We start from the raw sequence: 22,688 nt of genomic DNA, 5'->3' as shown, positions 1-22,688 counted from the left end.
GCACTGGCAGGAATTCCCAGTGCTCTACGCCCCTCGTACTTGGCAGTTTGAAGCTGCGTTAGAGCTTGCGCGGGCGCGGCTTGCCATCTTGGGTCCGTTGGCACGGCCTCCGCCAAGAACTCCATATTGGCGATGGCTCGCGCTGCTTCTGCAGGCCGGTTGGCCTCGGGTCGTCGGAAGAAGCTGCCAGCATTCAACATTGCACTGCGGATCGGATCGGCTGTCGCACTGGATGCGACGGGCGGCGCTACGGCAGGCGTCGGAGCGGTTTCAGACGCACAGGCGGCGACTGAACAGGCGGCGATGACAATGGCACGACGTAGCATTGTGGCCCCTCCTTTTTATTCCGATAACGAATCACCCTAGTGCTGCCGCTAACCCGCCGTCCACTTTTTCGACTTCGACCAATGCGACATGAACGGCAGGGAGACGCACCCACAATTGATCACCTCCCCGATCGGCCCGGCCGGGTCGCGCGGGTACATCAGCTTGACCCCGTTGGGCAGGTCAAAGGGCTTGTCCACGTCGCGCACCTGGCCGTCGATGAAGTCGTGCCCGTACCGGGAATGCAGCTTGCCCGACCGGCGCCACTGCTTCTGCATGCCCGGCACAATCTCGGCGGCCTGTTCCTGCCGCGCCTGCGCGGCGGCCGAATACGCCTGGCCGAGATTGGTCCGCACGATGGTGTTGGCGCGCCGCATGCCATCGTCGCGCAACAGGCCGCTGACCTTCTCCGCCGCCTCCCATGGGGATTGCAGCCCCATCATAGTGTTGGCGAGCTGGTCGTTGATGCGGTTCGCCACCTTGGCGGTCACATCCTTGATGCGGTCGGTGGTGAAGGATCGCATCGCGGCCAGGTTGCGCACGTCCAGCGCCATCAGGGACGCGGACAGGTCCACGCCGCCGGCGAGCAACGGCGCGTCGATCAGCGCCACCCCGGCATTCCAGCTCGCCGACAGGCCCGACCCCAGCATGGCGGCGGCGGGTTCGTCCCGCATCGCGAGGATGCGGGCGATCTGCCGTTGCAGCTCGGTCAACTGCCACCGCCGGTAATCGGATGGCTGCCCGGCCAGGACGGCCATGATGTCCTTCTCGGCGGCCAGCAACAGCCGCCGCACCTCGCCCGACGTGTCGCGCTGGATGCGAATGCCGGCCTTCAGCCGGGCTTCGCGCTCACGCTGGAATCGCTCGCGGCGTTCCTTGTCCGTCACGGTTCACGCGGGCCTCGGCCGTCCTCCGGGAAGGTGGGCGCCGCTGCACCTGGTTGTGCGCCAGGTGGTGGGAAGGGGTTCGCCGGCGGCGGGTCGTGGAAGGCATCACCCTCCGCCCGGCGGACGGCATCCGCCCGCGCGCGCTTCAGCTCTTCCACCGCGTCCGCCTCCAGCCCCAGGGCGGCGGCGGCCAGCGTGATCATGCGCACCGCGCTTTCCTCGCCCATCAGGCCGGACTGCACCGCCTGCACGGCGCCGGCGACCACCTGCGAGAACACCGCGGCGAACTTCGCCACGTCTTTCGCGGTCAGCTCGGGGAAGACGGCGCGGGGCTTGTAGCTTTCCTCGGTCGCGAGCTGCGGCAGGCCGATGGCGACCAGGCGCTTGCGGATCACGTAGCCGCCCACGTCCTCCAGGATAGCGCGCCACAGGCGCTGCCGCTGGAGCATGACCTTGTATGTCGGCTCGCCCATGCTGGAGGCGGTGGCGAGGTTCACGTTGCCGCCGTCCGCCATCCAGAATTCCGGGATGGTGGCGCCACCCAGGACATGGTTGCGCACCAGGCGCGTCGTCTCGACAGCGTCGGCGGCGTTGACTTGTGGCGTCAGCACCTCCCATTCCTCCGCCTCATTGTGGACGCGGACGGACAGTGGGGCAGGCGGCGTGATCGTGCGGGCGCGCTCGGCCACCTGTTCCGGTGTCGCCCCCGTCATCGTCACATCCCAAACGAGGGAGCGCAGCACGGCCGCCCGCTCCACCTCGCCGAACAGCAGTTGTTCATGCGCGTCCACATGATCGAGGGCGGGCAGCAGGTCCGACCGTCCACGCACGCCGGACGACAGGCAGTTGATGCGCCAGAAGAAGCAATCGCCGTCGTGCATCTCCGCCCGCATGGCCTGGCCGGCCGGGCTGAACAGGTCGGCATCCGTGCCGGCATAGGCCACGCGGCGCCGGCGAAGCTGGCCCGAGGATACCGGGTCGCGCGTCTCGACGCCGATCACCACGGCCGGGTTCTCCGGGTCCGTGATGACAGCGACGATCCACGACGGATCGACCTTGCCCAGGCGCAGCGTGCCAGTCAGGTCGTTGCCGAGGATCGGCCAGCATTGCTCGCCGAACAGCGCCAGCTCGCGCACATGCTCCGCCAGCTTCAAATCCAGGGCGTTCAGCGGGTCATTCCAGAAGGCGTCTAGCCATTCCTGCGCCTCGGGCGCCGTCGCCTCCAGCTTCACGCCCTCGCCCAGCAGGAAGGCAACCGGCAGCTCGATAAGCCGGTTGGCCAGCGGGTTGGCCTCCCACACATAGGCGGCCAGCTCCTGCATGCGCGTCTGTTCCATCGGCATCAGGTCGCGCTGCCCGATGCGCCCCGACAGGCGCGACCAGCCCGCGTCGTCGTCGCGCACCGTCGCGCCGGCCGAATCGTTCGGCGGCGGATCGGCGGCCGGCGGGTCGCCGGAACCGGATTCCGCGAACCGTGTCACCGCCACCGGCGGCGGCGCCAGCCACCGCGCAAGCGTCGCCCGCGCCCCGTTGAACACCCCCATCAACGCCTCCGCATCCGCATGCTGACCTTGCCGCGCATTGGTCGCCCGCCACCGGCCTGCGGCCCGCCTGGTGGTGGCACAGTCGCACCCGCCGATGCCTGCCGGCCGATGGCCGTCATCCACAGCATTTCGAGCCCATCCAGCCCGTCGTCATGGTCCACCATCGGGAAGTGCCGAAGCTGGTCCAGCAAGGCCGTCTGGCCGGCGGCGAACCGGATGGAGGCGTTCAGCACATGCGGCTGGAGGCGTTCGATGCGCAGGCCCTTGTCACCAATCGGGATGATGGGCACCGCCGGCACCGGGATGCCCCGCGCCTGGCCGCGCGCCACCAGCGTGGTGCGAAAGAACTCCTGGAATTGCACCGCTTCGATTGCCCAGCGGACACAGCGGTATTCCTCCTCCAGGGTGATGATGTCCTCAATGATCCGGTCGGGCAGGCGCCGCCGGATCAGGGCCTCCACCACGTCCAGCACCTTCGTCTCGCGGTTCAGGCCGCCCACCAGGATGGCGGACGGGTCGCGGGCGCGGTTCTGCTTGCCGAGGGATGGATCGCAGGCCCCGAAGAACACCCAATCGGGCAGCCGATCCACCCAGAACGTGACGGTGCCGAACAGCGCATCGCTGCTCGATACCGGGTCGTTCTGCTGTTCGCTGTCGAAGGCGTCGTGCCCGATCTTAACCCGCAGCTTCATCAGCGCTTCAAGCGGGCGGACACCGGGCCAGCTCACGATGGCGCCGCGGTCCATGCGCGCCCTGCGGGCGGCATAGAAGGCATCGGCGGCCTTGGGGCCTTCGTTCCGAAGCACTTCCTCCCACTGGTCCCACAAGGCCCGGTCCTCGGGCCAGCGCACCACGCTGGCGAACTTCTCGGAACGCCACAGCGGGTTGCGCATCAGCCGCGACAGCACGCTGTCGTAATGCAGCACGGTGCCGATAATGATCACGTCCAGCGACCCCCCGGCCTCGCCGAGGTTCAGCACCGCCTTGTTTACCCAGCCTTCCAGCTTGTCGCGCTGCTTGGGCTCCCGCACGTTCTCGTCGTTCTCGATATCGTCCAGCAGCGCTAGGTCAGGGCGGTGCGGGCCGTGCCGGCGGCCACGGATTTTCTTGCCGGCGCCGGCACCCTCGACCTTGATGCCGTTGGTGGTGACGATGACGCCTTCCTTCCACACGCTGCCCTTCCCCGAGATCTCGGGGAAGTCCATGGCGAGGCGCGGGTTCACCTCCAGCTCGGCCTTGATGGCTTCCACCATCACGGCCGCCTGGTCGAAGGCATCCATCAGCACCATGACGTAGTGCTTCGCCTTCCGGGCGATGCACCACAGGGTAAAGAGCTGCGAAACCAGCGTGGATTTCGCTTCGCCACGGGGCGCGGCGATGGCGTCGTTCTGCCCGGCCGGGTCGGCGATGATCTCTGGCAGCCGCCGGTACAGGAAATCATGCAGGCGCGAACGCGCCTCGGGCCGCTTGATGTAGTGCGGGAAATACGTCTGGCAGAAGAATTCAAAGCCGTCCGGCGCGAGGGCGGCACGGCGGCGCTCGGCGATCGACGCCGGCGCGGGATCGAGGCCGGCAACCTCCGCCTCGATCCTCCGGCGCAGCTCGGCCGCCACGTCGGCGATCGTCTGGCGGAACTCGGTGGCGTTGCGCTTGCCCAGGCGCGGGGCGGAACGGGTTCCGCTCATGGCTCCGCCATTTCCCATGACAGTTTCCGCGCATAGGGCTGGCGTGCGGCCAGTCGCACCTTGCCTGCCTTCTCCAGCCGGCGAAGGGCCGCGAGCACCGGCGCACAGGTCGGGGGGCGCGACGCCCGCTCCATCCAGTTGCGCACCACATAGGTGGCACAGTCGCGCCTTGCGGCATTCAACGCCTCCAGCACCGCCGCATCAAAGGCGGAATGGTCACGCTTCGCCATCACGCATAATCTCGCGCCAGCTCGGCCGCGAAGGGCTCCAGCACTTCCAGCAGCGCTTCCGCCAGGTGCGGATGAACTTCGGCGGTGTAGCGGGACAGGCGTTGCAGCACGTCCGTCGCAACGCCCAGCCGGTTGAGCTGCGGCGATGCCTTGCTGACCGCCGCCATTGTCTTCGTGAAGGCGTCCGCCAGGCGCGACAGCACTTCCGCCTTCTGGATCGGCTGTACGTCGGTGGCGGTCTTCACGCCTTCCACCGTCGCCTGGTGCAGCGACATGTAGTCATCCAGGATCATCTGCGCGAGCGTCTGCGTACTGTCGCCGGCGAGCCGTGCGGCCGACCGGGCGCGCTCCCAATCGTCGCCGCTGGCCTCCGCGTCGCGCTTCCACCGCCGCGCCGTGGCGATGCTGACGCCGGCCTTCTCCGCCGCCGCGTCCAGGGACAGGCGGTCATAGACATAGGCAGCGCGCAGCTTGGCACCTGTCTCCGGGGGGTGCGCCATGGCTCAGCGCTTCAGCTTGTCGAGGGCGATACCCAGCGCCTTGCGCGCGACCGACGCGGTGACGTTCGGCCGCTTCACGCCGGCATGCGTGCGCTTTCCCTCGGCGACCATGGTGCCCAGCTCGGTGATGGTCGCGCCCATGCTGCCCTTCACCACGGTGGCGACCACCAGCTCCTGTTCATGCAGCCACAGCAGCGCCTGGCGCACCTGGTCCCGGTCGGCGCTGATCAGCACCGCGTTCACCAGGTCCATCAGCATGCTCTCATTGCATGTGCGGCCGGTGTCGTCGTTCAGCGCGCGCAGAAGAGCGATGCGCAGGTGCGACCACCACACGTCCCCCATATCGTCCATCATGGCTTCCCCCTGCCGTACCCCATCGCCTTCAACGCCTCCGCCACCAGGTTCCACACATGCAGGCGGGGTGCAGGCCAGTCCCGCACCGTGCCGGCGCGCTGGACCTTCTGCCGGTCAAACTCGTCACGCGACCGGCCGCGGAGCGCCATCGCGGTGTAGTGCCGCAGCGTCGTCGTGCCGGTGCCGTCATTGGCGACGATCGCGCGCGCGATCTCGGTCACCTTTCCAGTGACCGCGCTATGCAGCTCTACGCGGATGACGATCACGCCCGGCCCCGCTGCGCTGCTGCCTGCGCGAAGATGTCTTCATGTCGGGTTATGGCGGTTTCGGTGCGCGTCATGATCTCGCGCATCCCCTTCGCCTCGGCGCGCATCTCGCGAAGATCACCGCGCATGGCGGTCACTTCGACCCGTAGGTTGTGGATATCGTCGCGCGTCGGCAGGTGGCGCATGTCGCCTTCCATGCGCTCGATCCGCTGTGTCGCCGCGGAGAGACTGTCGCGCAGCGGCATCACGTCGGCCTTCGTGGCGAACTCGCCGCGCATCCGCCACAGCAGGGCGGCGACAACGACGCCGCCGGCCCCGAAGGCCAGCGGCCAGAATTTCGCGAGTGTGTCCATGTCGAGCACTACGGCGCCCCTCTCACATCGGCCGCCGCGCAGGACGCACCAGGTTCGCAGGCATCCAGCCGGGCGATGGCGCCGAGCTGGGTAGAACAGGCCGCAAGCGCGGCGTCGTAGCCAAGCAGCAGCTCACCGACCCGCCCCTGTGTCAGCGGCACGCCCCGCGCCGGCAGCGCCGGCGGCGTGGGCGGGATCAGCAGCGGCGCCGGCACCGGCCGGCGCACCAGCCGGACTTCCGGCGGCGGGGGCGGCGCGGCGGCTGCGCAGGCTGTCAACGACGCGATCGAGCACGCCAGCAGCAGGTGCCGCATGGGTCGGGTCAGCACGGATGGCCTCCATCTCGGATGCCAGGCGCTGCGCGTCGCGCTGCACCTGGTGGGCAACCTCGGTCAGCTCCCGCATCGCCTGCGCGTGCTGTTCCGTCAGCGCGCGGGCCGCCTCGGCGTTCCCCTGCGCGATCCGCTCCGCCGTCTCGGCCCGTGCCGTCGCCGCCGTGGCGTTGGCGCGGGCCGTCGCGGCGTCGCTTTCCAGGGCCGCCCAGCGCAGGCCAACCCCAACGATGCAGGCGGCGACCGCCGCCAGTAAGCCGAGTGCCGCAATGATGCGCCCGCCGGTCACGGCGTGGCGCCGTCAGCGATCATCCGCAGTCGCCACCGGGCGATGGCCTCGACATAGCCGCGCGTCTCGGCGGCATTGCGCGTGCCCGTGACCAGCGGCAGGCACGGCACGATGTCCGCCCAGTCCCTGGCACCGCCGCAGCGGGATTGCGCGCGCAGGATGTTGCCGAGGCCAGCATTGTAGCTGGCCTGCGCGAGGCGGTGCCGTTCGGAAGAAGGGCGGGGGCTGGACCACGCCCGGCGCATCTTGGCCATGAAGTAGGCGCCGGCGTCGATCGCGATATCCTGGTGCGGCGACACGCCGGGCGGAAGCCGCAGCTCCCGCACCACGTCGCGCCAGGTGCCCGGCATGAACTGCGCGAGGCCGGCCGCACCGACTGGCGACACGGCATCCGGCCGCAGGCGCGATTCCTGGTAGAGCTGCGCGCGCCAGGCCAGCCAGTCCGGATGGTCCGGCCAGTGCCGCGCCACCGACGCGCGGATTTGCGCGTCATAGCGGGACGGGAACAGGGTGCCGGCGCTGGCGCTGGAGCAGGCGAGCACCTGGCCACCGAACAGGATGGACATGATGACACTGGCGAACAGGCAGGCGGTGGCGAACCGGGATTCCACGATATCGGGCGGCGTCACCACCAGGCGCACCAGGAATTCGCGGAGCCGGCTCATGCCGCCACCCGAGATTCACAATGACCCTCGGGCGGGCGGACGGTAGAAACGCGCTGTTCCCGCACCTGGCAGTGCCGGGTGCCGTCCGCCTCATGGCGGCTCGGCCAGATGTCCGCCGGCTTCAAGCGAAGCTGACGGGCGATGGCCAGCTCACCCCAATAGTGCGGGGTGCGGATGGCACGGTGGCAGGCGCGGGGATGCAGGCAGCTGTCTCGCGACAGCTTCTGGAGGCTCATGGCGCGCCCGCTCATGCGGACGGCCGCCTTGATTTCCTCCGGGTGCCAGTCTCCCGAGGGGAGCTTGGCGACCTGCCATGTGCCGTCTTTGCGGCGAATGGCCATTGGGGGTTCTCCGTTCACACCCCGCCCTGGCCGGCGGGATTTTTAGGGGCGTCTGACGTGCCGAGAGACACGACCAACGACGTAAAGATGTCGAGAATTTCCGACTTCGGCAACGACAAAAATCGAGTTCCGCCCTGCTATTACCGAAACATTCTCGATCACGTCGAGAATGTGAGGAAATTCAATGGCTAAGCGGGCAGGATCGGCGGATGTTGGGTTCCGGGCTGGGGTTCCGGGCTGGTCGGCCGAGGTCGGAACGCGCCTTCAAGCGCTGTTTGATGCCGCAGGAGGCATTAGCCGCGCGTCGAGAATTTCCGATGTTAGCCTAGAAACCTTGGGTCACTGGCGTGACGGCAAGTCGAGGCCGGCCTTCTTTCCTCTCGCGGCACTGTGCGAAGCGACAGGCGTGTCGATGCAGTGGCTTGCCACTGGCCGCGGGCCGATGAGGGATGGTGATGCAGATCACACCGTGCGAGCGGCTACGCCCGTGAAGCCGGGGCTTCTGTTCGGGACGGTTGATACCGGTCGCCTGGACGAAGCGTTCAAGGAAGCCCTTGCCCGATCAGGGATTCCCGCATCCGAGATCGGCGACACCAGCGCCTTGATGCTGCTCACGATTCTTCTGCATGACGCCGCAACGAAGGCGTCACACGCCACCAAATCCGAGGGGTCAAGCGCCTCACGCGCGAAGGTTCCCGGCTAAGGGTTTATCAGGGGTTGCCAAACCCCCCACGGTGCGGACGATCGGTTTCACGAGACGGTGACGAAGCCGCCTGACCTGCCCTTTGGAGATGTGCCGGAATGACTACGCCAACGCCGCCTGTGGACCTGTTTTCTGCGCTCGCCCAGCAAGTCCAGGCGTCGCGGCGAGCAGCGCCGGCGGCTCAGCCACAGCCGTCGCAGCTCGTCATCAATGTGGGCGAGGGAGGGGTGATGACGCTCATCATGGGTGGCAGCGCGAGCACCACCGTCTCTCAGCTCAAGTCCTGATCAATTCCGATCATTCAGCGGTTATCGTGTCCGGAATTGCGCGCACATTTTGCGCGTCGCCGATCAGGAACGCTCAAAACCGTCCGAAACCGTCTGGCCGGCCCGCTCGCCGCGCCCGGCGCGAGAATGGCGGTAATCCGCGGCATTCAGACCGCTCTCCGCGTCCGGCCAAATTTTTCCGCCGTCCGCAAACGATCGGTCCCCCACATTGTGCACGAAGCGGGTCTGGAGGGGGTGGCAGGTCCGTCATGCCCGGCGCCAACAGATTGCGGTCCAGGGGGTCCAACCCCCTGGCGGGGTGGTTCGGAGGGGCAGAGCCCCTCCGATTGCCGATGACCGAAGTAGCAGGGCAATCAGGCAGCCCCTTTCCGGCCCCGACCCGCCGCCGCCATGGCGGGGGCTTGTGCCGCCGGCCGTGCCGCGCTTGCTTGGCGCCTTGTAGATCCTCCGGGGGAACGCCATGGCCGGCCTGAAGCTCATCACCTTTTCCGACGTCGCGGGCAGCCGCGTCGGCGTGCTGCTCGATGGGGGGCGCGTGCTCGACCTCGCGGTGGCGATGCCCCCGGCGCGCGACATGATCGCGCTGATCGAAGCCGGCCCCGCTGCGCTCGCCGCCGTGCGCGCGCTGACGGCGAACCCGCCGGCGAACGCCGTGCTGGCCGCGGACAAGGTGGCGCTGCAGGCGCCGATTCCCCGCCCGCGCCGCAACGTCTTCTGCGTCGGCCGCAACTACATGGACCACGTCGCCGAGGGCGACCGCACCCGCGGCATCACCAATTCCGAGGTGCCGAAGTTCCCGCAGTTCTTCACCAAGGCTGCCGACACCGTCATCGCGCCGGGTGCGCTGGTGCCGAGCCATACGGGCGTGACCTCCTGGCTGGACTATGAGGTCGAGCTGGTCGCCGTGATCGGCACCGCCGGGCGCGACATCCCGAAGGAGAAGGCGCTCGACCACGTCTTCGGCTGGACCATCGGCAATGACGTGACGGGCCGCGAACTGCAGCGCCGCCATGGCCAGTGGTTCAAGGGCAAGTCCCTGGACCGGTCCTGCCCGATGGGCCCGGTGATCGTGCCGCGCGAGGATCTCGATACGTCCGACATCGCCATCAGCCTGAAGCTGAATGGCGAGCAGCGTCAGTCGTCCCGCACTTCGAAGATGATCTTCGACGTGAAGGAGATCATCCATCAGCTCTCGGCCGGCTTCACCCTGCTGCCGGGCGACGTGATCATGACCGGCACGCCGGAAGGTGTCGGCTACGCGATGCAGCCGCCGCAGACGATGAAGACCGGCGACGTGATGGAGCTGACCATCGAGGGCATCGGCGTGCTGACCAACGCCATCGGCGACTGATCGCCGTATGGTCGGGGTCTGCCTGACCTTCGACAACGGCCCCGAGCCGGCGGTGACCCCCGGCGTGCTGGATGTCCTGGCACGCCGGCGCGTCACCGCCACCTTCTTCCTGGTGGGCGCGAAGCTGCGCGACCCCGCGGCGCGCGCCTGCGCGGAGCGGGCGAAGGCGGAAGGCCACGCGATCGGCAACCACACGCTGACGCATGGTGCGCCGCTCGGCACGCGGAGCGCGGCGGAGGCGGTGGCTGAGATCGCGGAGACCGATGCCTTGCTCGGTGCGCTGCAAGGACCGGATCGGCTGTTCCGGCCGAATGGCGGCGGCGGGAGGCTCGGTCCGCATCTGCTGAACCGCGCGGCGGCGGATCATCTGATCGCGCATCGCCATACCGTCCTGCTGTGGAACGCCGTGCCGCGGGATTTCGCCGATCCGGAGGGCTGGGTCGCGACGGCGCATGGCATGCTGCGGGATGTGCGCGGGACGGTCGTGCTGGTGCTGCATGATCTGCCGAACGGGGCGATGCGGCAGCTCGACCGGTTCCTCGGGGAGGCCGAGCAGGCGGGGGCCGTGTTCGGCGCCGCGCCGCCCGATGACTGCGTGCCGCTGCGACGCGGTGTGCCCGCGGAGGGGTTTGCGCAATACGTCAGCGATTGAAGAAGGTCGCGAGGGGCTCTGCCCCCGCTTTCGGATGTTGGAGCGGGTCCCGATCAGATGGCATCACCTGATCGGGTTGAGAGGCTTGCAAAAACAAAGGGCTAGAGCATTCGCAGCGAGCCAGGGCGAACGGAGAAGCTCTAGCGACCCGGAGGTGAGCGATCGAGCGTCAGCCCAGCCCCTGCTGTGGCAGCACCAGGAACTTCTCCCCCGTGGCGCGCCGACAATAGGCTTTCATGATGTCCGGCCGCAGCGCGTCGGCAAGGGAGATTTCCGCGGTGTAGTGGCTGGCGAATGTGGTCTTCAGCTCGGAAGCCACACGGGCGCGCAGCCGTGCCTCCGTTTCCGCGCCCAGCTTCTTCAGTGCCGGCCTCAGCAGCCAGCCGCCCATCCCCCAGGCGAAGCCGAGTGGCACGCGCTCGAAGGTGGTGGGCCCGGTGTTCAGGCGGCCGTACAGGTAAACCTGCTTGTGCCGGTCCGAGCCGTAGTGGTGATAGCCGCTGGCAGTCTGTCGTGCTGCGGCTTCCATGGCGGCCAGGATCTGCCCGGCCAGTGGACCGCCGCTCACCGCGTCGAAGCCCAGGGTGGCACCGGTTTCTGCCAGCGCCGCGGTCAGCGCCGCCGTGAAGTCCGAGGCGCTGCTATCCACGACATGGGCGGCGCCTTGACCCCGCAGCAGCGCCGCCTGTTGCGCGCTGCGCACGATGTTCACCAGGCCAATGCCATCCGCAAGGCAGATGCGATTTAGCATCTGGCCGAGGTTGGAGGCCGCGGCGGTGTGCACCAGGGCGGTATGGCCTTCGTGGCGCATGGTCTCCACGAAACCCAGTGCCGTCATGGGATTGACGTACCAGGAGGCGCCATCGCGCGGGGTCGCCCCCGCGGGCAGCACCATATATTCGGCCGCCTTCGCGCGGCGGTACTGCGCCCACATCGCGCCGCCGAACACCGCGACGCGTTTGCCCAGCAGGTCAACAACATCAGCGCCGGCTCGCACCACCGTGCCCGCCCCCTCATTGCCCACCGGGAGCGATGCATCGAGCCGTGCGGCGATGGCCGGCAGCGCCGCCGCCGGCACCTGCGTGCGCACAACCGCATTTGTTCCAGTCCCGGCGAACCCGGCCCCATCGAGACCGGCCGGGCCCAGCAGAACGCCGATGTCCGAGGGGTTGATCGGCGTTGCCTCAACTCGAACGATGATCTCGTCGGCTTCCGGTGTCGGCACCGCCACCTCATGCAGAGAGAGCTCCAGCACGCCGCCTGTGCTGATGCGTGAGCGCAGTTCCAGTCCGCGCAGCCCGTTGCCATCCACCATCCTGCTTTCCCCGCAATGTTGAGACCGAGCCCGCTGGATACGGCCTTTCCCGGCAAGCGTCAGTTCCACCATCGCCGGCTCAAGCCGCACATTCGCGCCCGTTGGCTGTCTTGCCGTGTCTAGAGTCTGCTTTCAGATCACCGGCGATGACATACCGTTCCGAAGACCTCGATCCGGCGCCTCCATGGGTCCCGGACGTCACCGGCCAGGGCGCGTGGCGCCGCTTTCTCAGGCCTATTGGACGCTGACCACAAGTGTCGGCTGCGCAGGACATGCGCGCAACCGGGGCGGTCGTCGCGGACCCGAAAACTGATCCGGCGCGCGAGAGATTCTTCGTTCATGCCGTAGGCAAGTCAGGGAGGAATGACTTGAGTTCCTCAATTCGCTCAACAATCCACTGTGCCAGTGCCGCGGCCCTTGCATCGGGCTGATCCGGCAAATCGACCAGCGGGCGCGACGCTGCGAGGAATGCGGCCTCTCCGCTGACAGTCGACCAGCCGGGTGGCAGCTGGAATTTCACCCCGCCTGGCAAGCCGAACGGCTGACTGCTGGAGCCTACGGCGACGATGGCATGCGGCACGGTCGGCAGACGTGGGTCGGCGCCATCCCAGCCGCTTCCTCCGTCAGGAAACCGAAGGCCCCATCCGACGAACCACTCGACCTCCGCGCTGGGAGCGTAAGGAGGCCGGAGAAATGCGTGCCCCCAGATCATCCCCCGCTCGGGATCGGTGGCGTAGGTCGTACGACCTGTCGCCCTCATGCTGCGCAGCAGCGGCGCGACGGCTTCCTCGATCCGCTCGAAACACGCCGCGATCCTGGCTTCCGCGGCGAGGAAACGCTCAGCGGCAAACAGATCATCGGAACTTGGCATGTCGATACTCATCGGCTTCATCCTGCTGGTGACAGCTCTCTGCCCGCTCAGCGCAGGTCAGAAGCCCACGCCTCTCGCGCCCCGCCTCGATCGCATGGCCACAGCGCATGCAAAGGCCTCGGGCCTTTGGTGGGCTGAGGTTCGGAGAGGGGCAAAGCCCCTCTCCATTCGCCCCGTATCACACCCCGTAAGCTGTCAGGATCGCGACCGCGGCCGAACCCGCCGTCGATCGCCACTGCCCGATCGCCCCGCCCGCTGCGCTCCGCAACGCGGCCCGCAGGGTGGCTTCCGGGTCATGGATCGCGACCTGGTTGTCGCGCATCACGCGGCGGTTGGCTTCCAGCCGGCCGACGATGGCCTGCCATTGCCGCGCTTCGGTTTCTGCCCCGGCCTGGGTGACGGCCTGGCGCTGCGCCGGCGTCAGTTCCGCCAGCCGCGCGTTCGACGCGAAGCCGAGCGACAGCGGCCATGCGTAGTCGAGCTCGGTGAAGTTCGGCAGCCAGCGCCAGAGCTGCCGCCCGGCGCCGCCGTCGCCGGAGGAGAGCACGGCGTCCAGCGTGCCGGCCTCGAGCCGCGCATTGACCTCGGCGAAGGACAGGACTTCGGCATTCGCGCCGGCCGCGCGCAGCACCTCGGTGCCGGTGGCGTCGTAGGTGCGGACCCGGAGGCCGCGCAGATCCTCCGGCGTGGTGACGGGGCGGCGCGTCCAGAGGCCGGAGGGCGGCCATGGCGTGGTCCAGAGCAGCGTGGCGCCGTGCTTCTCCAGCGCGGCCAGGTAGTGTGGGCGGGCGAGGTCACGCAGCCGCGCCGCATCGGCGTGGGACGCGGTGAGGAAAGGCAGGGAGGACAGCAGGAACAGCGGATCGACCGCGTTCATCGAGCCGGCGAAGGAATCGACGGCGGCGAAGCGACCGTCGGCGAGGGCGGAGAGGGCTGCCGCGGAGCGGTAGCCGCCCGGCCCGTCGGTGGCGGCCGTCGTCGGCACGCCGCGTGCGGTGGCGGCAGTGGCGAAATGCGTCACGCCTTCGCCGGGGATGGAGGTGGCGGGGTATTCCGTCGCGACCGTCCATCCGGCCGGCTGTGCCCGGGCGCTGCCGCCGATGGCGATGGCCGGGGCGGCGAGGATCAGGCGGCGGGCGATCGTCATGCGACAGCTACTCCGGATGCAGGGGCCTGGCGGGGACGCCGGCGACGGTCAGCCCCGCGGGGACATCGCCCGTCACGGCCGCCCCCGCCCCGATGATGGCGCCGGCACCCACGGCGACGCCAGGGCGGATGACCGCGCCGGCGCCGATCATCGCGCCGGCGCCGATGCGCACGCCACCGGCGAGGATCGCGCCGGGCGCGAGTTGCGCGCCGTCGTCCAGGATGCAGTCGTGCTCGACGATGGCGCCGGTGTTGATGAGGACGAGGCGACCGACGCGTGCATCGGGTCCGATGACGGCGCGGGCGAGAACCACCGTGCCGTCCCCGAGTGTCGCGCCGTGGCCGAGGATCGCGGCTGGATGCACCAGCGTCGGCAGGGCGAACCCCGCGGCGCGCAGGCGCCCTGCCGCGGCCAGGCGCTGCGCGTTGTTGCCGATGGCAGGATGGGCGTGGCCGATGCCCGACTGCGCGAGGGCAGGCAGGGCCGTCTCGTCCCCCAGCACGGGGATGCCGAGCAGCATGGTGGCCTTCGGCGCCGCATCGATGACGCCGGCGGCGTGCCAGCCGCCATGGGCGAGCAGCAGGTCGAGCACCGCCTTGCCGTGCCCGCCCGCACCGAGCACCAGGATCGCCGGCTTGCCGTGGTTCATCGCCGCAACCTACACCGGAAGCGGGACATGCCATCACCATGCCGCAGGAAGCGGGCTACACTGGCGGTTGATGCCTGACCGGAGGGCCCATGCGCATCCTCGCCGTCCTTGCCGCCCTGGTCGCACTGCTGGCCGGCGCCGCGCCGGCAGCGGCGCAGAACCGCTTCTGGCTGCAGAACAACACGGACCGCACGATCGTGTCGGCCAATGTCTCCCCGTCGCGGGTGCAGGAATGGGGGCCGAACATCCTGGCGCGCGGACCGGTGCGGCCGGGCATGCAGGTCTGGGTCGAGCCGACCTTCCCGGACTGCTACCTGGACATCAAGGTGCGCTTCGCGGACGGCTCGGAGGACGGGCATCTCGGCGTCCATGCCTGCACGCTGTCGCGCATCACCTTCGGGCGCGACGTGCCCTTCGCGCCCACGCCGCCACCGCCGACCGAGCGCGTGGTGAACAACCCGTCCTTCCGCTTCGTGAACGGGACGCCGGAACCCATCCGCGAGATCTACGTCTCGCTGAGCAGCGAGCGGAGCTGGGGGAGCGACCGGCTCGGGCCGCGCCAGATCCTGCCGCCGGGGGCGTCGATGCCGATCGGACTGCCGCGTGGAGAGGGCTGCACGTCGGATCTTCGGATCGTGTTCATGGACGGGCGCGTGCTGGAACGCCGGAACGTGGAGACGTGCAATATCCGGGAGTTCGTCTGGCGCTGACGACGATTCACGGTCGACCGCGCGACGGCGGTCTTCAGCTCACGAAATCGGCGGACGCCGTGTTGCGGGAACGCTGACCCGGGGGGTTTCTCACCCGCCCGCAAACGGTGATGCCTCCGGCGGCCAAGCCCGATTCGACCGATGGCAAGCCGCGCCACGATCCGTCAGGGGCATTCGGGCATCGACCCGGGCAAGGCAAGCGCTGCTGCGCGGTGCCGTAGCGGCGATGAGGGGATGGAGGCGATGCTAGTGCGCGCTGCAGCATTTTAATTGTCAACAGCAGGAATCGCGTTCACTATACAAACGATTAAATGAAATCGGTGGCCATTTTCATGGTGGGCACAATGAGAATCGGAGTTTCCTCCCAATTCCACAATGAAGTGAACAAATGACGTACCCGGCGAGCGGTATTGTATCGTACGCTCAAAATCGGGAGGACGTCCTTCTGTGGCGAGCGCTCCACGATGTGGATGCTGGTTTCTACATCGATGTTGGCGCGCATGATCCGCGCAATCTGTCCGTCACCCTCGCCTTTTACGAACGCGGCTGGTCGGGCATCAATATCGAGCCTGATCGCTTTTACGCGGAGAAGCTGCGGCGAGAGCGGGAGCGTGACCAGACGATGGAGTTCGCGCTCGGCCGTGTTCCGGGCAAGGCCGTGCTGTTCGACTTCGGCGATCGCGGACTGTCGACCGTCGAGGAAGGTATCGCCAGCTCTCTCCTGGCTTCGGGCATGGAAGTGAGTCAGCATGAAGTCGAGGTGAGGACGCTGTCGTCTGTCCTCGACGAGATCGCCGACAAGGACGTCCATTTCCTCAAGATCGATGTCGAAGGTGCCGAACACGATGTCCTGGCCGACAGGCACTTCGACGTCGTGCGGCCCTGGATCATTCTGGTTGAAGCGGTACGCCCGGTTACGCTCGAGCCGACCCATGAAGCGTGGGAGCCCGGGTTGCTCGCGCAAGGGTACGAATTCGCCTGGTTCGATGGGCTGAACCGCTTCTACGTCGCGCAAGAGCGGCGAGATCGCCTTGAAGCCTTTCGCGTGCCCGTGAACATCAACGATGGGTTCCGCGACGCCACGATCCTTTCGCTGGAGCAGAAGCTCGAGCAGCTCCGCATTCGCCACGGGTTCTCCCCGGCGCCGGCGCTCGCGCTTATCAGCGAGGTGCCGATCTCCAGCCAGGTCGATGACGCCGCCGGCCTGCTCCGTGTGGTCCAGGCACAGGCGACCGAACTCAGTCGGCTGAGACGCGGGCTTGTCGCCGCGCAGGCGTTGGCGGAGCAGCGACTTGAGATGATCGCCGCGGTCGCGGAGGCGCCGAGGGCACCGGGCACCGCGCCGGTGACGGATCTCGAGATCCCGCAGCAGGTTCTCCGCCAGCTGCAGGCTGACATCGACGATATCGTGCGCCGCTCGCGCTGGCGCCGGCTGGGGCGTCGCCTCCGCCTGGCCAAGCCGACGGACTGGGAGCAGGCGGACTGGGCGCCTGATCCAACGCTTCTCGCGCCGGGACTGTTGGCAACGGCGCAGGATGAACAGCGCCTGGCGGCGGAGATCACACGCCTGGCGCAGCATCGCGGCGATCTGGGGCGTTCCCGCTGGCGCAGGCTTGGGCAGCGGATCGGGCTGGCGAAGCGTCTGCCATGGGAAGACCAGCCGGCATCGATCGAGCCACCGGTCATGGCCAGCAAGCTGGGCACCAGCGCGGAAGCACCACCCGTCGTGGCGCAATCGAGCGGCTATGCCGCGCTGATCGAGTACACGACCGGGCGCTTCTTCGCCGAATGCCGCCGCGCGGCGGTCGACGTCGTCCTGGACGTCGGCGCGAATGCGGGGCAGTTCGGCGCCGGCCTCCGATCGATGGGCTATGCGGGCCACATCATCAGCTTCGAGCCGCTCAGCGAAGCGCACGCTGCCCTGACAGCGCGGGCCGAGGCCGATCCCCTGTGGTCGATCGCACCGCGCTGCGCGGTCGGCGCGCAGGAGGGAGAGGCGACCATCCACGTCGCCGGCAACTCCTACAGCTCCTCCCTTCTGCCGATGTTGCAGCGGCATCTCAGCGCTGCCCCGGAATCCGGCTACGTGGACCAGGAACACTGTGCCGTCGTATCCCTCGATGACTTCATCGATCGAACCTTCACCGACCGCAGCACCAGCATTGGCCTGAAGATCGACACCCAAGGCTTCGAAGCCGAAGTGCTGAAGGGGCTGGAGCGGAATATCGGCAGGGTCGAGGTGGTGCTCTGCGAAATGTCCCTCACGCCACTCTACGATGGTGCTCCGGCGATGCTGGATCTCTGCGCGCAACTTGCCGCGCTGGGATTCCGCTGTATCGCGCTCGGTCCGGAGTTTGCGGATCCGCGCAACGGCGTCCTGCTTCAGGTGGATGGCGTCTTTGTCCGGGCGCCTGCCTCGGCGGCTTCGGCGGGCTGAGCATGCGCGTCGCCATCCAGCACAGCTTTCCCAACCATCCGCAAAGCGCCGAGGCGGAGTGGATCCGCCGCGCCGTCATTGCCTGCGAGCGCATCGGCTACGATGCGGTGGAGGTCGTAACCTCCGACGACATTCGTCGGGTTCACCCGGAATGCGTGCTGCTGACGCACGAATTCTCAGCGAAGATCACGTCCGCTCCCACACTTGCGCTGATGTGGAGCCCACCGGTTTTCTTCGCCGATGACCCGATCCGTCGGCAGACGATCCTGAGCCACGACGGGCATCTTTGCGGGTCGGAACCGGTGGCGCGCTGGGTGGATGATTTCCTGACCGGCTGTGGGAAGCCGCCGGTATTGGGCGAGCATCTGATGCTGCCCTCGACGCCGGATCAGGGGCCTGCCGGGCCGTTGCCCCAGCAATTGGCGATCATGTATGCCGGCGTGCATTGGGATGGCAGCCGGCACGGCGCCGTCTTCCGGGAGCTTGAAGGCCGGGCGCCGCTACGACTGTATGGTCCGGAACATATCTGGAAGGGCCACGCCGAATACGCCGGCAGCCTTCCCTTTGACGGTACATCGGTGCTGGGGGCGCTTCGCGAGGCAGGTGTCGCCCTCTGCCTGCACAAGGCCGCGCATCGTGAAGCGAATTGCCCGTCCATGCGCCTGTTCGAAGCGGCGGCCGCCGGAGCGCTCATCATCTGCGACAGTTTCGAGTTCCCGCGACAGTGGTTCCGCGACAGCGTTCTCTACGTCGATCCCGACCTGCCGGCGCCGCAGCTCGCCGCCCAGATTCTTGCCCATTTGCGCTGGGCACAACAGGATCCGTCTGGTGCAGCGAAGCTGGCCGCACGCGCCAATTCGCTGTTCCGGCAGCATCTGACGCTCGAGGCGATGCTGCGCCCCGTGGAAGCATTCGTCGACCGCGTGCGTGGCGCGCGTGGCATGGTCTCCGTCCGCGCCGCCGAGCCCGCCGCGGCGCCGGTCGTGGAGTATGTGGTGCGCGTCGGATCACGCTCGGCAGCGACGCTGGCGCGGGCGCTCGGCAGCCTCGTGGCCCAGACCTATCCGGCCATGGCACTGACCGTGGTGCAGTATCATCCGGTTGAGGGGCTGGGTGAGTTGCTGGCGAAGGTCCGGTCGCGATTCCGCTGGTTGAACCACATCGTCGTGCCCAACAACGGCAGTCGGTCCGCCGCCTGGTGGGCGGGGGCGAACGCTGTCCGCGGCGATTTCTTCGGCTTCCTCGATGATGACGACGCGATCCATCCGAACCATGTCGAGTCGCTGACGCAGCTGCTGGAACGGCGGCCGGGCTGCGGCTTCGCGTATTCCGGCCTGGTGCTCGTGCAGGACGAGGACGGCCACTACGCAACACCGCCGCAGTTCAAAGGACCGGCGGGCAACGTGATCGAGGAGCGGGCCGATCTGTTCGCCTGCCGCGAGGAGGATTTCCAGAGCTTCCTGCCGGCACGGAATTTCATCGGGCACAATTGCTGGATCTGCCGCCGATCGGTGCTGGATCAGGAAGCCCTGAGAAGCCCGCGCATCGAGCTGGCCGAGGACACGTTCTTCATGCTGCTGATGGCCGGCCGGACTCCCTTTGCCTTCAGCGGGATGCCGACGGCGGAATGGCATTGGCGATCATCGTCCAAGGACAATTGGACATTGTCGCATCCGCCGGCGGAGATGGAACGCTCGCTGGTACGGTGGCAGGAGCGCGCGCAGGCGGTGCGGCTCCCCGCTGTGAACAAGGTGGCGCGGCGGGCAGGGCGGCTGAGCGCGGAAGCGTCGATCAGACGGGATGCGAGCTGACGGCACCGAAGGCCGTGCCGCGCGGAGAAACGGCCGAGGTGCTGCTCGATCCAGGAAGCGCGCGACTGCGCGAGGCCGTGGATCGTCAGCGTGGCGTTTCCTCATGGGGCGGCCGGGGTGCGTCCCGGCGCGCGGATGCGGCCACCGCCGTGCCCAGATGCTGGACCGCGCGGTGGAAGAAGCGTTGCAGGATCAGCCACACGAACAGCAGCAGCAACGCCCACAGCATGCCGAAGGCCTGCCAGGCGACCACCGCGGCCACCACCCAGCCGAGGCCGAGCAGCATGCCCGCGCGCAGCACGCCGATGACGGGATGCGGCGTACTCACATGCCGCCGATGTAGTTCGGCCCGCCGCCGCCCTCGGGCGTGCACCAATCGATGTTCTGGCTCGGATCCTTGATGTCGCAGGTTTTGCAGTGGACGCAGTTCTGCGCGTTGATCACCAGCCGCGCGCCCGGCGCACCGGCCTCGACCTCTGCACCCTCGCCGGTCGCCTGCGCGTCGGGCGTGCCCTTCAGCTCGCGCTCCGCCTCGGAGCCGACAGCCTCATAGACCGCGGCGGGGCAGTAGCGGCTTTCGGGGGATGCATACTTCACCCAGTTCTCGCCGAACCACTTGGACGGGTCGCGCAGCTTCAGATGCGCCGGCTGGTCCTCCTCATGGTTGGTGTTCGACAGGAACACCGAGGAGAGACGGTCGAAGGTGAGCTTCCCATCCGGCTTCGGATAGGTGATGCGCGGCGCGTCCCCCTTCGGCTTCAGGGATGCGTTGTCCGCGTGGTGGCCGAGCTGCCAGAACTTGCCCTTCGCGACATAGGTCTCGAGCGCCGCATTCACCATGCCGCCGTAGAAGCCCCATTTCGCGAAGCCGGGGCGGATGTTCTGCACCGCCTTCAGCTCCTCATAGACCCAGGAATTCTCGATGGCGGTGGGGTAGTCGGCCAGCACCGGCGGCCGCTCCTCGCCCGACAGCGCGGCGGCCACCGTCTCCGCCGCGATCATGCCGGACTTCATCGCCGTGTGGCTGCCCTTGATCTTCGGCACGTTCAGGAAGCCCGCGGTGCAGCCGATCAGCGCGCCGCCCGGGAAGACCAGCTTCGGGATCGACTGGTACCCACCCTCATTGATCGCGCGCGCGCCATAGGCGATGCGCTTGCCGCCCTCGAAGAAGGGCTTCACCAGCGGGTGCGTCTTGAAGCGCTGGAACTCGTCGAAGGGCGACAGCCAGGGGTTGGGGTAGTCGAGGCCGACCACGAAGCCGACCGCCACCAGATTCTCGCCGAAATGATACAGGAACGACCCGCCATAGGTGTCGGACTTCATCGGCCAGCCGGTGGAATGCCAGATCAGCCCGGGCTGGTGCTTGTCCTTCGGGATCTCCCACAGTTCCTTGATGCCGAGCCCGTAGGTCTGCGGCTGCACGCCGTCGCGCAGATTGTAGGTGGCCTCGAGCTTCTTGGTCAGCGACCCGCGGCAGCCCTCGGCGAACAGCGTGTAGGTCGCGCGCAGTTCCATCCCCGGCTGGTAGTTCGGGCCTTCCTCGCCTTCGCGGTTGATGCCCATGACGCCGGCGACGACGCCCTTCACCTGGCCTTCCTCGATGATCGTCTCGGAGGCCGCGAAGCCCGGATAGATCTCGACGCCGAGCGCCTCAGCCTTCGTCCCGAGCCAACGGCAGACATTGCCGAGCGAGACGATGTAGTTGCCGTGGTTGTTCATCTGCGGCGGCGTGGGCAGCTTGAAGCCCTTCGTCTCCGTCAGGAACATGAAGCGGTCATCCTTGGCGGGCGTCGCCAGGGCGGGCGGGTCGTCGCGCCAGTCGGGGATGAGTTCATCGAGTGCCCGCGGTTCCAGCACCGCGCCCGACAGCGTGTGGGCGCCGATCTCCGACCCCTTCTCGACCAGGCAGACGGCGCAATCCGGCATGAGCTGCTTGAGGCGGATCGCCGCGGCCAGGCCGGACGGGCCGCCACCAACGATCAGGACGTCGAACTCCATGGCCTCGCGCTCTACGGACATGTCCCCGCGGTCTCCTGTATTGAGGGGTTCATGTAGCCGCAGCCTGGGTTGCACGGAACCCCGCGCCGGGCCGATATGCGTGCATGGGGCATGATCGGGCGGCGCTTCTCGCGGCGCTGGCGCTGCAGTTGGACTGGGGGGCGGAGGAGGCGCTGGCCGAGGCGCCGCCTGACCGCAGCGCGCCGGCGCGCCCCGCCATGGCCATCGCTGCACCCGACGCGCCGCCGGAACGGGCCTTGCCTGGTCCGCGGGCCGTCGCGAGCCTGCCGCCCGTCGTAACCCCCCCCGCCGCCGGCCGGGCCGCCGAGGCCGCCGCGCGCGCCGCGACGCTCGATGACCTGCGGGACGCGATCCGTGCCTTCGATGGCTCCCCTTTGCGGGACACCGCGACGAACCTGGTCTTTTCCGACGGCGACCCGGCCGCCGGGCTGATGCTGATCGGCGAGGCGCCCGGCGGCGAGGAGGACCGGCTCGGCCGTCCCTTCGTCGGGCCGTCGGGGCAATTGCTCGATCGGATGTTTGCCTCGATCGGGCGGAGCCGGGACAGCGGGGGCTTCTACATCGCCAACATCCTGCCCTGGCGGCCCCCCGGCAACCGCACGCCGACGGATGCCGAGATCGCGCTGTTCCTGCCCTTCGTCCTGCGCCAAATCGCGCTGGTCCGGCCGCGCCATCTGGTGCTGCTCGGCGGCACATCGGCCAAGGCGCTGCTGCGGGTGAAGGAGGGGATCACGCGGCTGCGCGGAAAGTGGCACCGGATCCCGGTCGATGGCCTCGGCGAGGTGCCGGCGCTGGCGACGCTGCATCCCGCCTACCTGCTGCGCACCCCGGCGGCGAAACGTGACGCCTGGGCGGATTTGCTTATGCTGCGACGCAGCATAACGGAATGATCACGAGAGACCGGCTTCAAAACCCTCCGCAACGTGCTGTTGGCGCTCGACGCGATCTGGAATTGCGGGATTCGTC

Annotated in this window: 24 protein-coding genes; 7 read left to right on the top strand and 17 right to left on the bottom strand. The window is 68.2% G+C overall.

Annotated elements, in window-relative coordinates; translation table 11 throughout:
* Nucleotides 1–374: 374 nt before the first annotated feature.
* The 11 genes from GXW78_RS11925 to GXW78_RS11875 all read right to left on the bottom strand — a co-directional run bounded on the left by GXW78_RS11925 (nucleotide 375) and on the right by GXW78_RS11875 (nucleotide 7,770).
* Nucleotides 375–1,211, bottom strand: coding sequence for a hypothetical protein (locus tag GXW78_RS11925; protein ID WP_211869007.1), 837 nt, complete (start codon nucleotides 1,209–1,211; stop codon nucleotides 375–377).
* Nucleotides 1,208–2,755 (bottom strand): hypothetical protein, encoded by a 1,548-nt coding sequence (locus tag GXW78_RS11920; protein ID WP_211869005.1) that lies wholly within the window; start codon nucleotides 2,753–2,755, stop codon nucleotides 1,208–1,210. The genes GXW78_RS11925 and GXW78_RS11920 overlap by 4 nt, the downstream gene beginning before the upstream one ends.
* On the bottom strand, nucleotides 2,755–4,440 hold the full coding sequence (gene terL, locus GXW78_RS11915) for a phage terminase large subunit (protein WP_211869003.1): 1,686 nt from the start codon (nucleotides 4,438–4,440) through the stop codon (nucleotides 2,755–2,757). The genes GXW78_RS11920 and terL overlap by 1 nt, the downstream gene beginning before the upstream one ends.
* On the bottom strand, nucleotides 4,437–4,670 hold the full coding sequence (locus GXW78_RS11910; RefSeq protein ID WP_211869001.1) for a hypothetical protein: 234 nt from the start codon (nucleotides 4,668–4,670) through the stop codon (nucleotides 4,437–4,439). The genes terL and GXW78_RS11910 overlap by 4 nt, the downstream gene beginning before the upstream one ends.
* Complete coding sequence (locus GXW78_RS11905; protein ID WP_211868999.1) at nucleotides 4,670–5,170, bottom strand: DUF1804 family protein; 501 nt, start codon at nucleotides 5,168–5,170, stop codon at nucleotides 4,670–4,672. Before GXW78_RS11905 ends, GXW78_RS11910 begins: the two co-directional genes overlap by 1 nt.
* A gap of 3 nt (nucleotides 5,171–5,173) precedes the next feature.
* The gene (locus GXW78_RS11900) at nucleotides 5,174–5,524 is read right to left on the bottom strand and encodes a VpaChn25_0724 family phage protein (RefSeq protein ID WP_211868997.1); all 351 of its coding nucleotides are present in this window, start codon (nucleotides 5,522–5,524) and stop codon (nucleotides 5,174–5,176) included.
* Nucleotides 5,521–5,745, bottom strand: coding sequence for a hypothetical protein (locus GXW78_RS11895; RefSeq protein ID WP_211868995.1), 225 nt, complete (start codon nucleotides 5,743–5,745; stop codon nucleotides 5,521–5,523). The genes GXW78_RS11900 and GXW78_RS11895 overlap by 4 nt, the downstream gene beginning before the upstream one ends.
* A gap of 41 nt (nucleotides 5,746–5,786) precedes the next feature.
* A complete protein-coding gene (locus GXW78_RS11890; protein ID WP_211868993.1) occupies nucleotides 5,787–6,143 on the bottom strand; it encodes a DUF2730 family protein in 357 nt (118 codons plus the stop codon).
* Nucleotides 6,144–6,275: 132 nt separating this feature from the next.
* The gene (locus tag GXW78_RS11885; protein ID WP_211868992.1) at nucleotides 6,276–6,764 is read right to left on the bottom strand and encodes a hypothetical protein; all 489 of its coding nucleotides are present in this window, start codon (nucleotides 6,762–6,764) and stop codon (nucleotides 6,276–6,278) included.
* Entirely contained in the window at nucleotides 6,761–7,429 is a 669-nt protein-coding gene (locus GXW78_RS11880; RefSeq protein WP_211868990.1) for a transglycosylase SLT domain-containing protein, read from the bottom strand. Before GXW78_RS11880 ends, GXW78_RS11885 begins: the two co-directional genes overlap by 4 nt.
* A complete protein-coding gene (locus GXW78_RS11875; RefSeq protein WP_211868988.1) occupies nucleotides 7,426–7,770 on the bottom strand; it encodes a helix-turn-helix domain-containing protein in 345 nt (114 codons plus the stop codon). The genes GXW78_RS11880 and GXW78_RS11875 overlap by 4 nt, the downstream gene beginning before the upstream one ends.
* Nucleotides 7,771–7,954: 184 nt before the next feature.
* On the opposite strand from GXW78_RS11875, the gene GXW78_RS11870 reads away from it, so the two are divergent.
* From GXW78_RS11870 to GXW78_RS11860, 3 genes are all read left to right on the top strand, one after another.
* The gene (locus GXW78_RS11870; protein WP_211868986.1) at nucleotides 7,955–8,473 is read left to right on the top strand and encodes a helix-turn-helix transcriptional regulator; all 519 of its coding nucleotides are present in this window, start codon (nucleotides 7,955–7,957) and stop codon (nucleotides 8,471–8,473) included.
* 747 nt (nucleotides 8,474–9,220) lie between these two features.
* A complete protein-coding gene (locus GXW78_RS11865; protein ID WP_211868984.1) occupies nucleotides 9,221–10,111 on the top strand; it encodes a fumarylacetoacetate hydrolase family protein in 891 nt (296 codons plus the stop codon).
* Nucleotides 10,112–10,118: 7 nt separating this feature from the next.
* Entirely contained in the window at nucleotides 10,119–10,763 is a 645-nt protein-coding gene (locus GXW78_RS11860) for a polysaccharide deacetylase family protein (RefSeq protein WP_211868982.1), read from the top strand.
* Between the two features lie 169 nt (nucleotides 10,764–10,932).
* Here the strand turns inward: GXW78_RS11860 and GXW78_RS11855 are convergent, their stop codons facing one another.
* The 4 genes from GXW78_RS11855 to GXW78_RS11840 form a co-directional block, all read right to left on the bottom strand.
* Nucleotides 10,933–12,078, bottom strand: a complete 1,146-nt coding sequence (locus GXW78_RS11855; protein ID WP_211868980.1) for an MDR/zinc-dependent alcohol dehydrogenase-like family protein — start codon at nucleotides 12,076–12,078, stop codon at nucleotides 10,933–10,935.
* Between the two features lie 337 nt (nucleotides 12,079–12,415).
* Nucleotides 12,416–12,961, bottom strand: coding sequence for a hypothetical protein (locus tag GXW78_RS11850; RefSeq protein ID WP_211868979.1), 546 nt, complete (start codon nucleotides 12,959–12,961; stop codon nucleotides 12,416–12,418).
* A gap of 166 nt (nucleotides 12,962–13,127) precedes the next feature.
* Nucleotides 13,128–14,096, bottom strand: a complete 969-nt coding sequence (dctP, locus tag GXW78_RS11845; RefSeq protein ID WP_211868977.1) for a TRAP transporter substrate-binding protein DctP — start codon at nucleotides 14,094–14,096, stop codon at nucleotides 13,128–13,130.
* A gap of 7 nt (nucleotides 14,097–14,103) precedes the next feature.
* Nucleotides 14,104–14,745 carry a NeuD/PglB/VioB family sugar acetyltransferase gene (locus GXW78_RS11840; RefSeq protein ID WP_211868975.1) on the bottom strand — a complete coding sequence of 214 codons (642 nt, stop codon included), beginning with the start codon at nucleotides 14,743–14,745 and terminating at the stop codon, nucleotides 14,104–14,106.
* 89 nt (nucleotides 14,746–14,834) lie between these two features.
* On the opposite strand from GXW78_RS11840, the gene GXW78_RS11835 reads away from it, so the two are divergent.
* From GXW78_RS11835 to GXW78_RS11825, 3 genes are all read left to right on the top strand, one after another.
* Nucleotides 14,835–15,455, top strand: coding sequence for a Tat pathway signal protein (locus tag GXW78_RS11835; protein ID WP_211868973.1), 621 nt, complete (start codon nucleotides 14,835–14,837; stop codon nucleotides 15,453–15,455).
* A 388-nt stretch (nucleotides 15,456–15,843) separates the two neighbouring features.
* Complete coding sequence (locus tag GXW78_RS11830) at nucleotides 15,844–17,892, top strand: FkbM family methyltransferase (RefSeq protein ID WP_211868971.1); 2,049 nt, start codon at nucleotides 15,844–15,846, stop codon at nucleotides 17,890–17,892.
* Nucleotides 17,893–17,894: 2 nt separating this feature from the next.
* The gene (locus GXW78_RS11825) at nucleotides 17,895–19,703 is read left to right on the top strand and encodes a glycosyltransferase (RefSeq protein WP_211868969.1); all 1,809 of its coding nucleotides are present in this window, start codon (nucleotides 17,895–17,897) and stop codon (nucleotides 19,701–19,703) included.
* Between the two features lie 85 nt (nucleotides 19,704–19,788).
* Here GXW78_RS11825 and GXW78_RS11820 read toward each other — a convergent pair whose 3' ends face one another.
* Both GXW78_RS11820 and GXW78_RS11815 read right to left on the bottom strand, forming a co-directional pair.
* Nucleotides 19,789–20,031, bottom strand: a complete 243-nt coding sequence (locus GXW78_RS11820) for a hypothetical protein (protein WP_211868968.1) — start codon at nucleotides 20,029–20,031, stop codon at nucleotides 19,789–19,791.
* On the bottom strand, nucleotides 20,028–21,722 hold the full coding sequence (locus tag GXW78_RS11815) for an electron transfer flavoprotein-ubiquinone oxidoreductase (RefSeq protein ID WP_246522073.1): 1,695 nt from the start codon (nucleotides 21,720–21,722) through the stop codon (nucleotides 20,028–20,030). Before GXW78_RS11815 ends, GXW78_RS11820 begins: the two co-directional genes overlap by 4 nt.
* A gap of 83 nt (nucleotides 21,723–21,805) precedes the next feature.
* On the opposite strand from GXW78_RS11815, the gene GXW78_RS11810 reads away from it, so the two are divergent.
* On the top strand, nucleotides 21,806–22,612 hold the full coding sequence (locus GXW78_RS11810) for a uracil-DNA glycosylase (protein ID WP_211868966.1): 807 nt from the start codon (nucleotides 21,806–21,808) through the stop codon (nucleotides 22,610–22,612).
* The last annotated feature ends 76 nt before the right edge of the window (nucleotides 22,613–22,688 follow it).

It is taken from the genome of Neoroseomonas terrae, from assembly GCF_018129025.1.
GTDB classification, from domain to species: Bacteria; Pseudomonadota; Alphaproteobacteria; order Acetobacterales; family Acetobacteraceae; genus Neoroseomonas; species Neoroseomonas terrae.
Note: the sequence above shows the minus strand (reverse complement) of the source record. Positions and strands in the feature narration are given on the sequence as shown.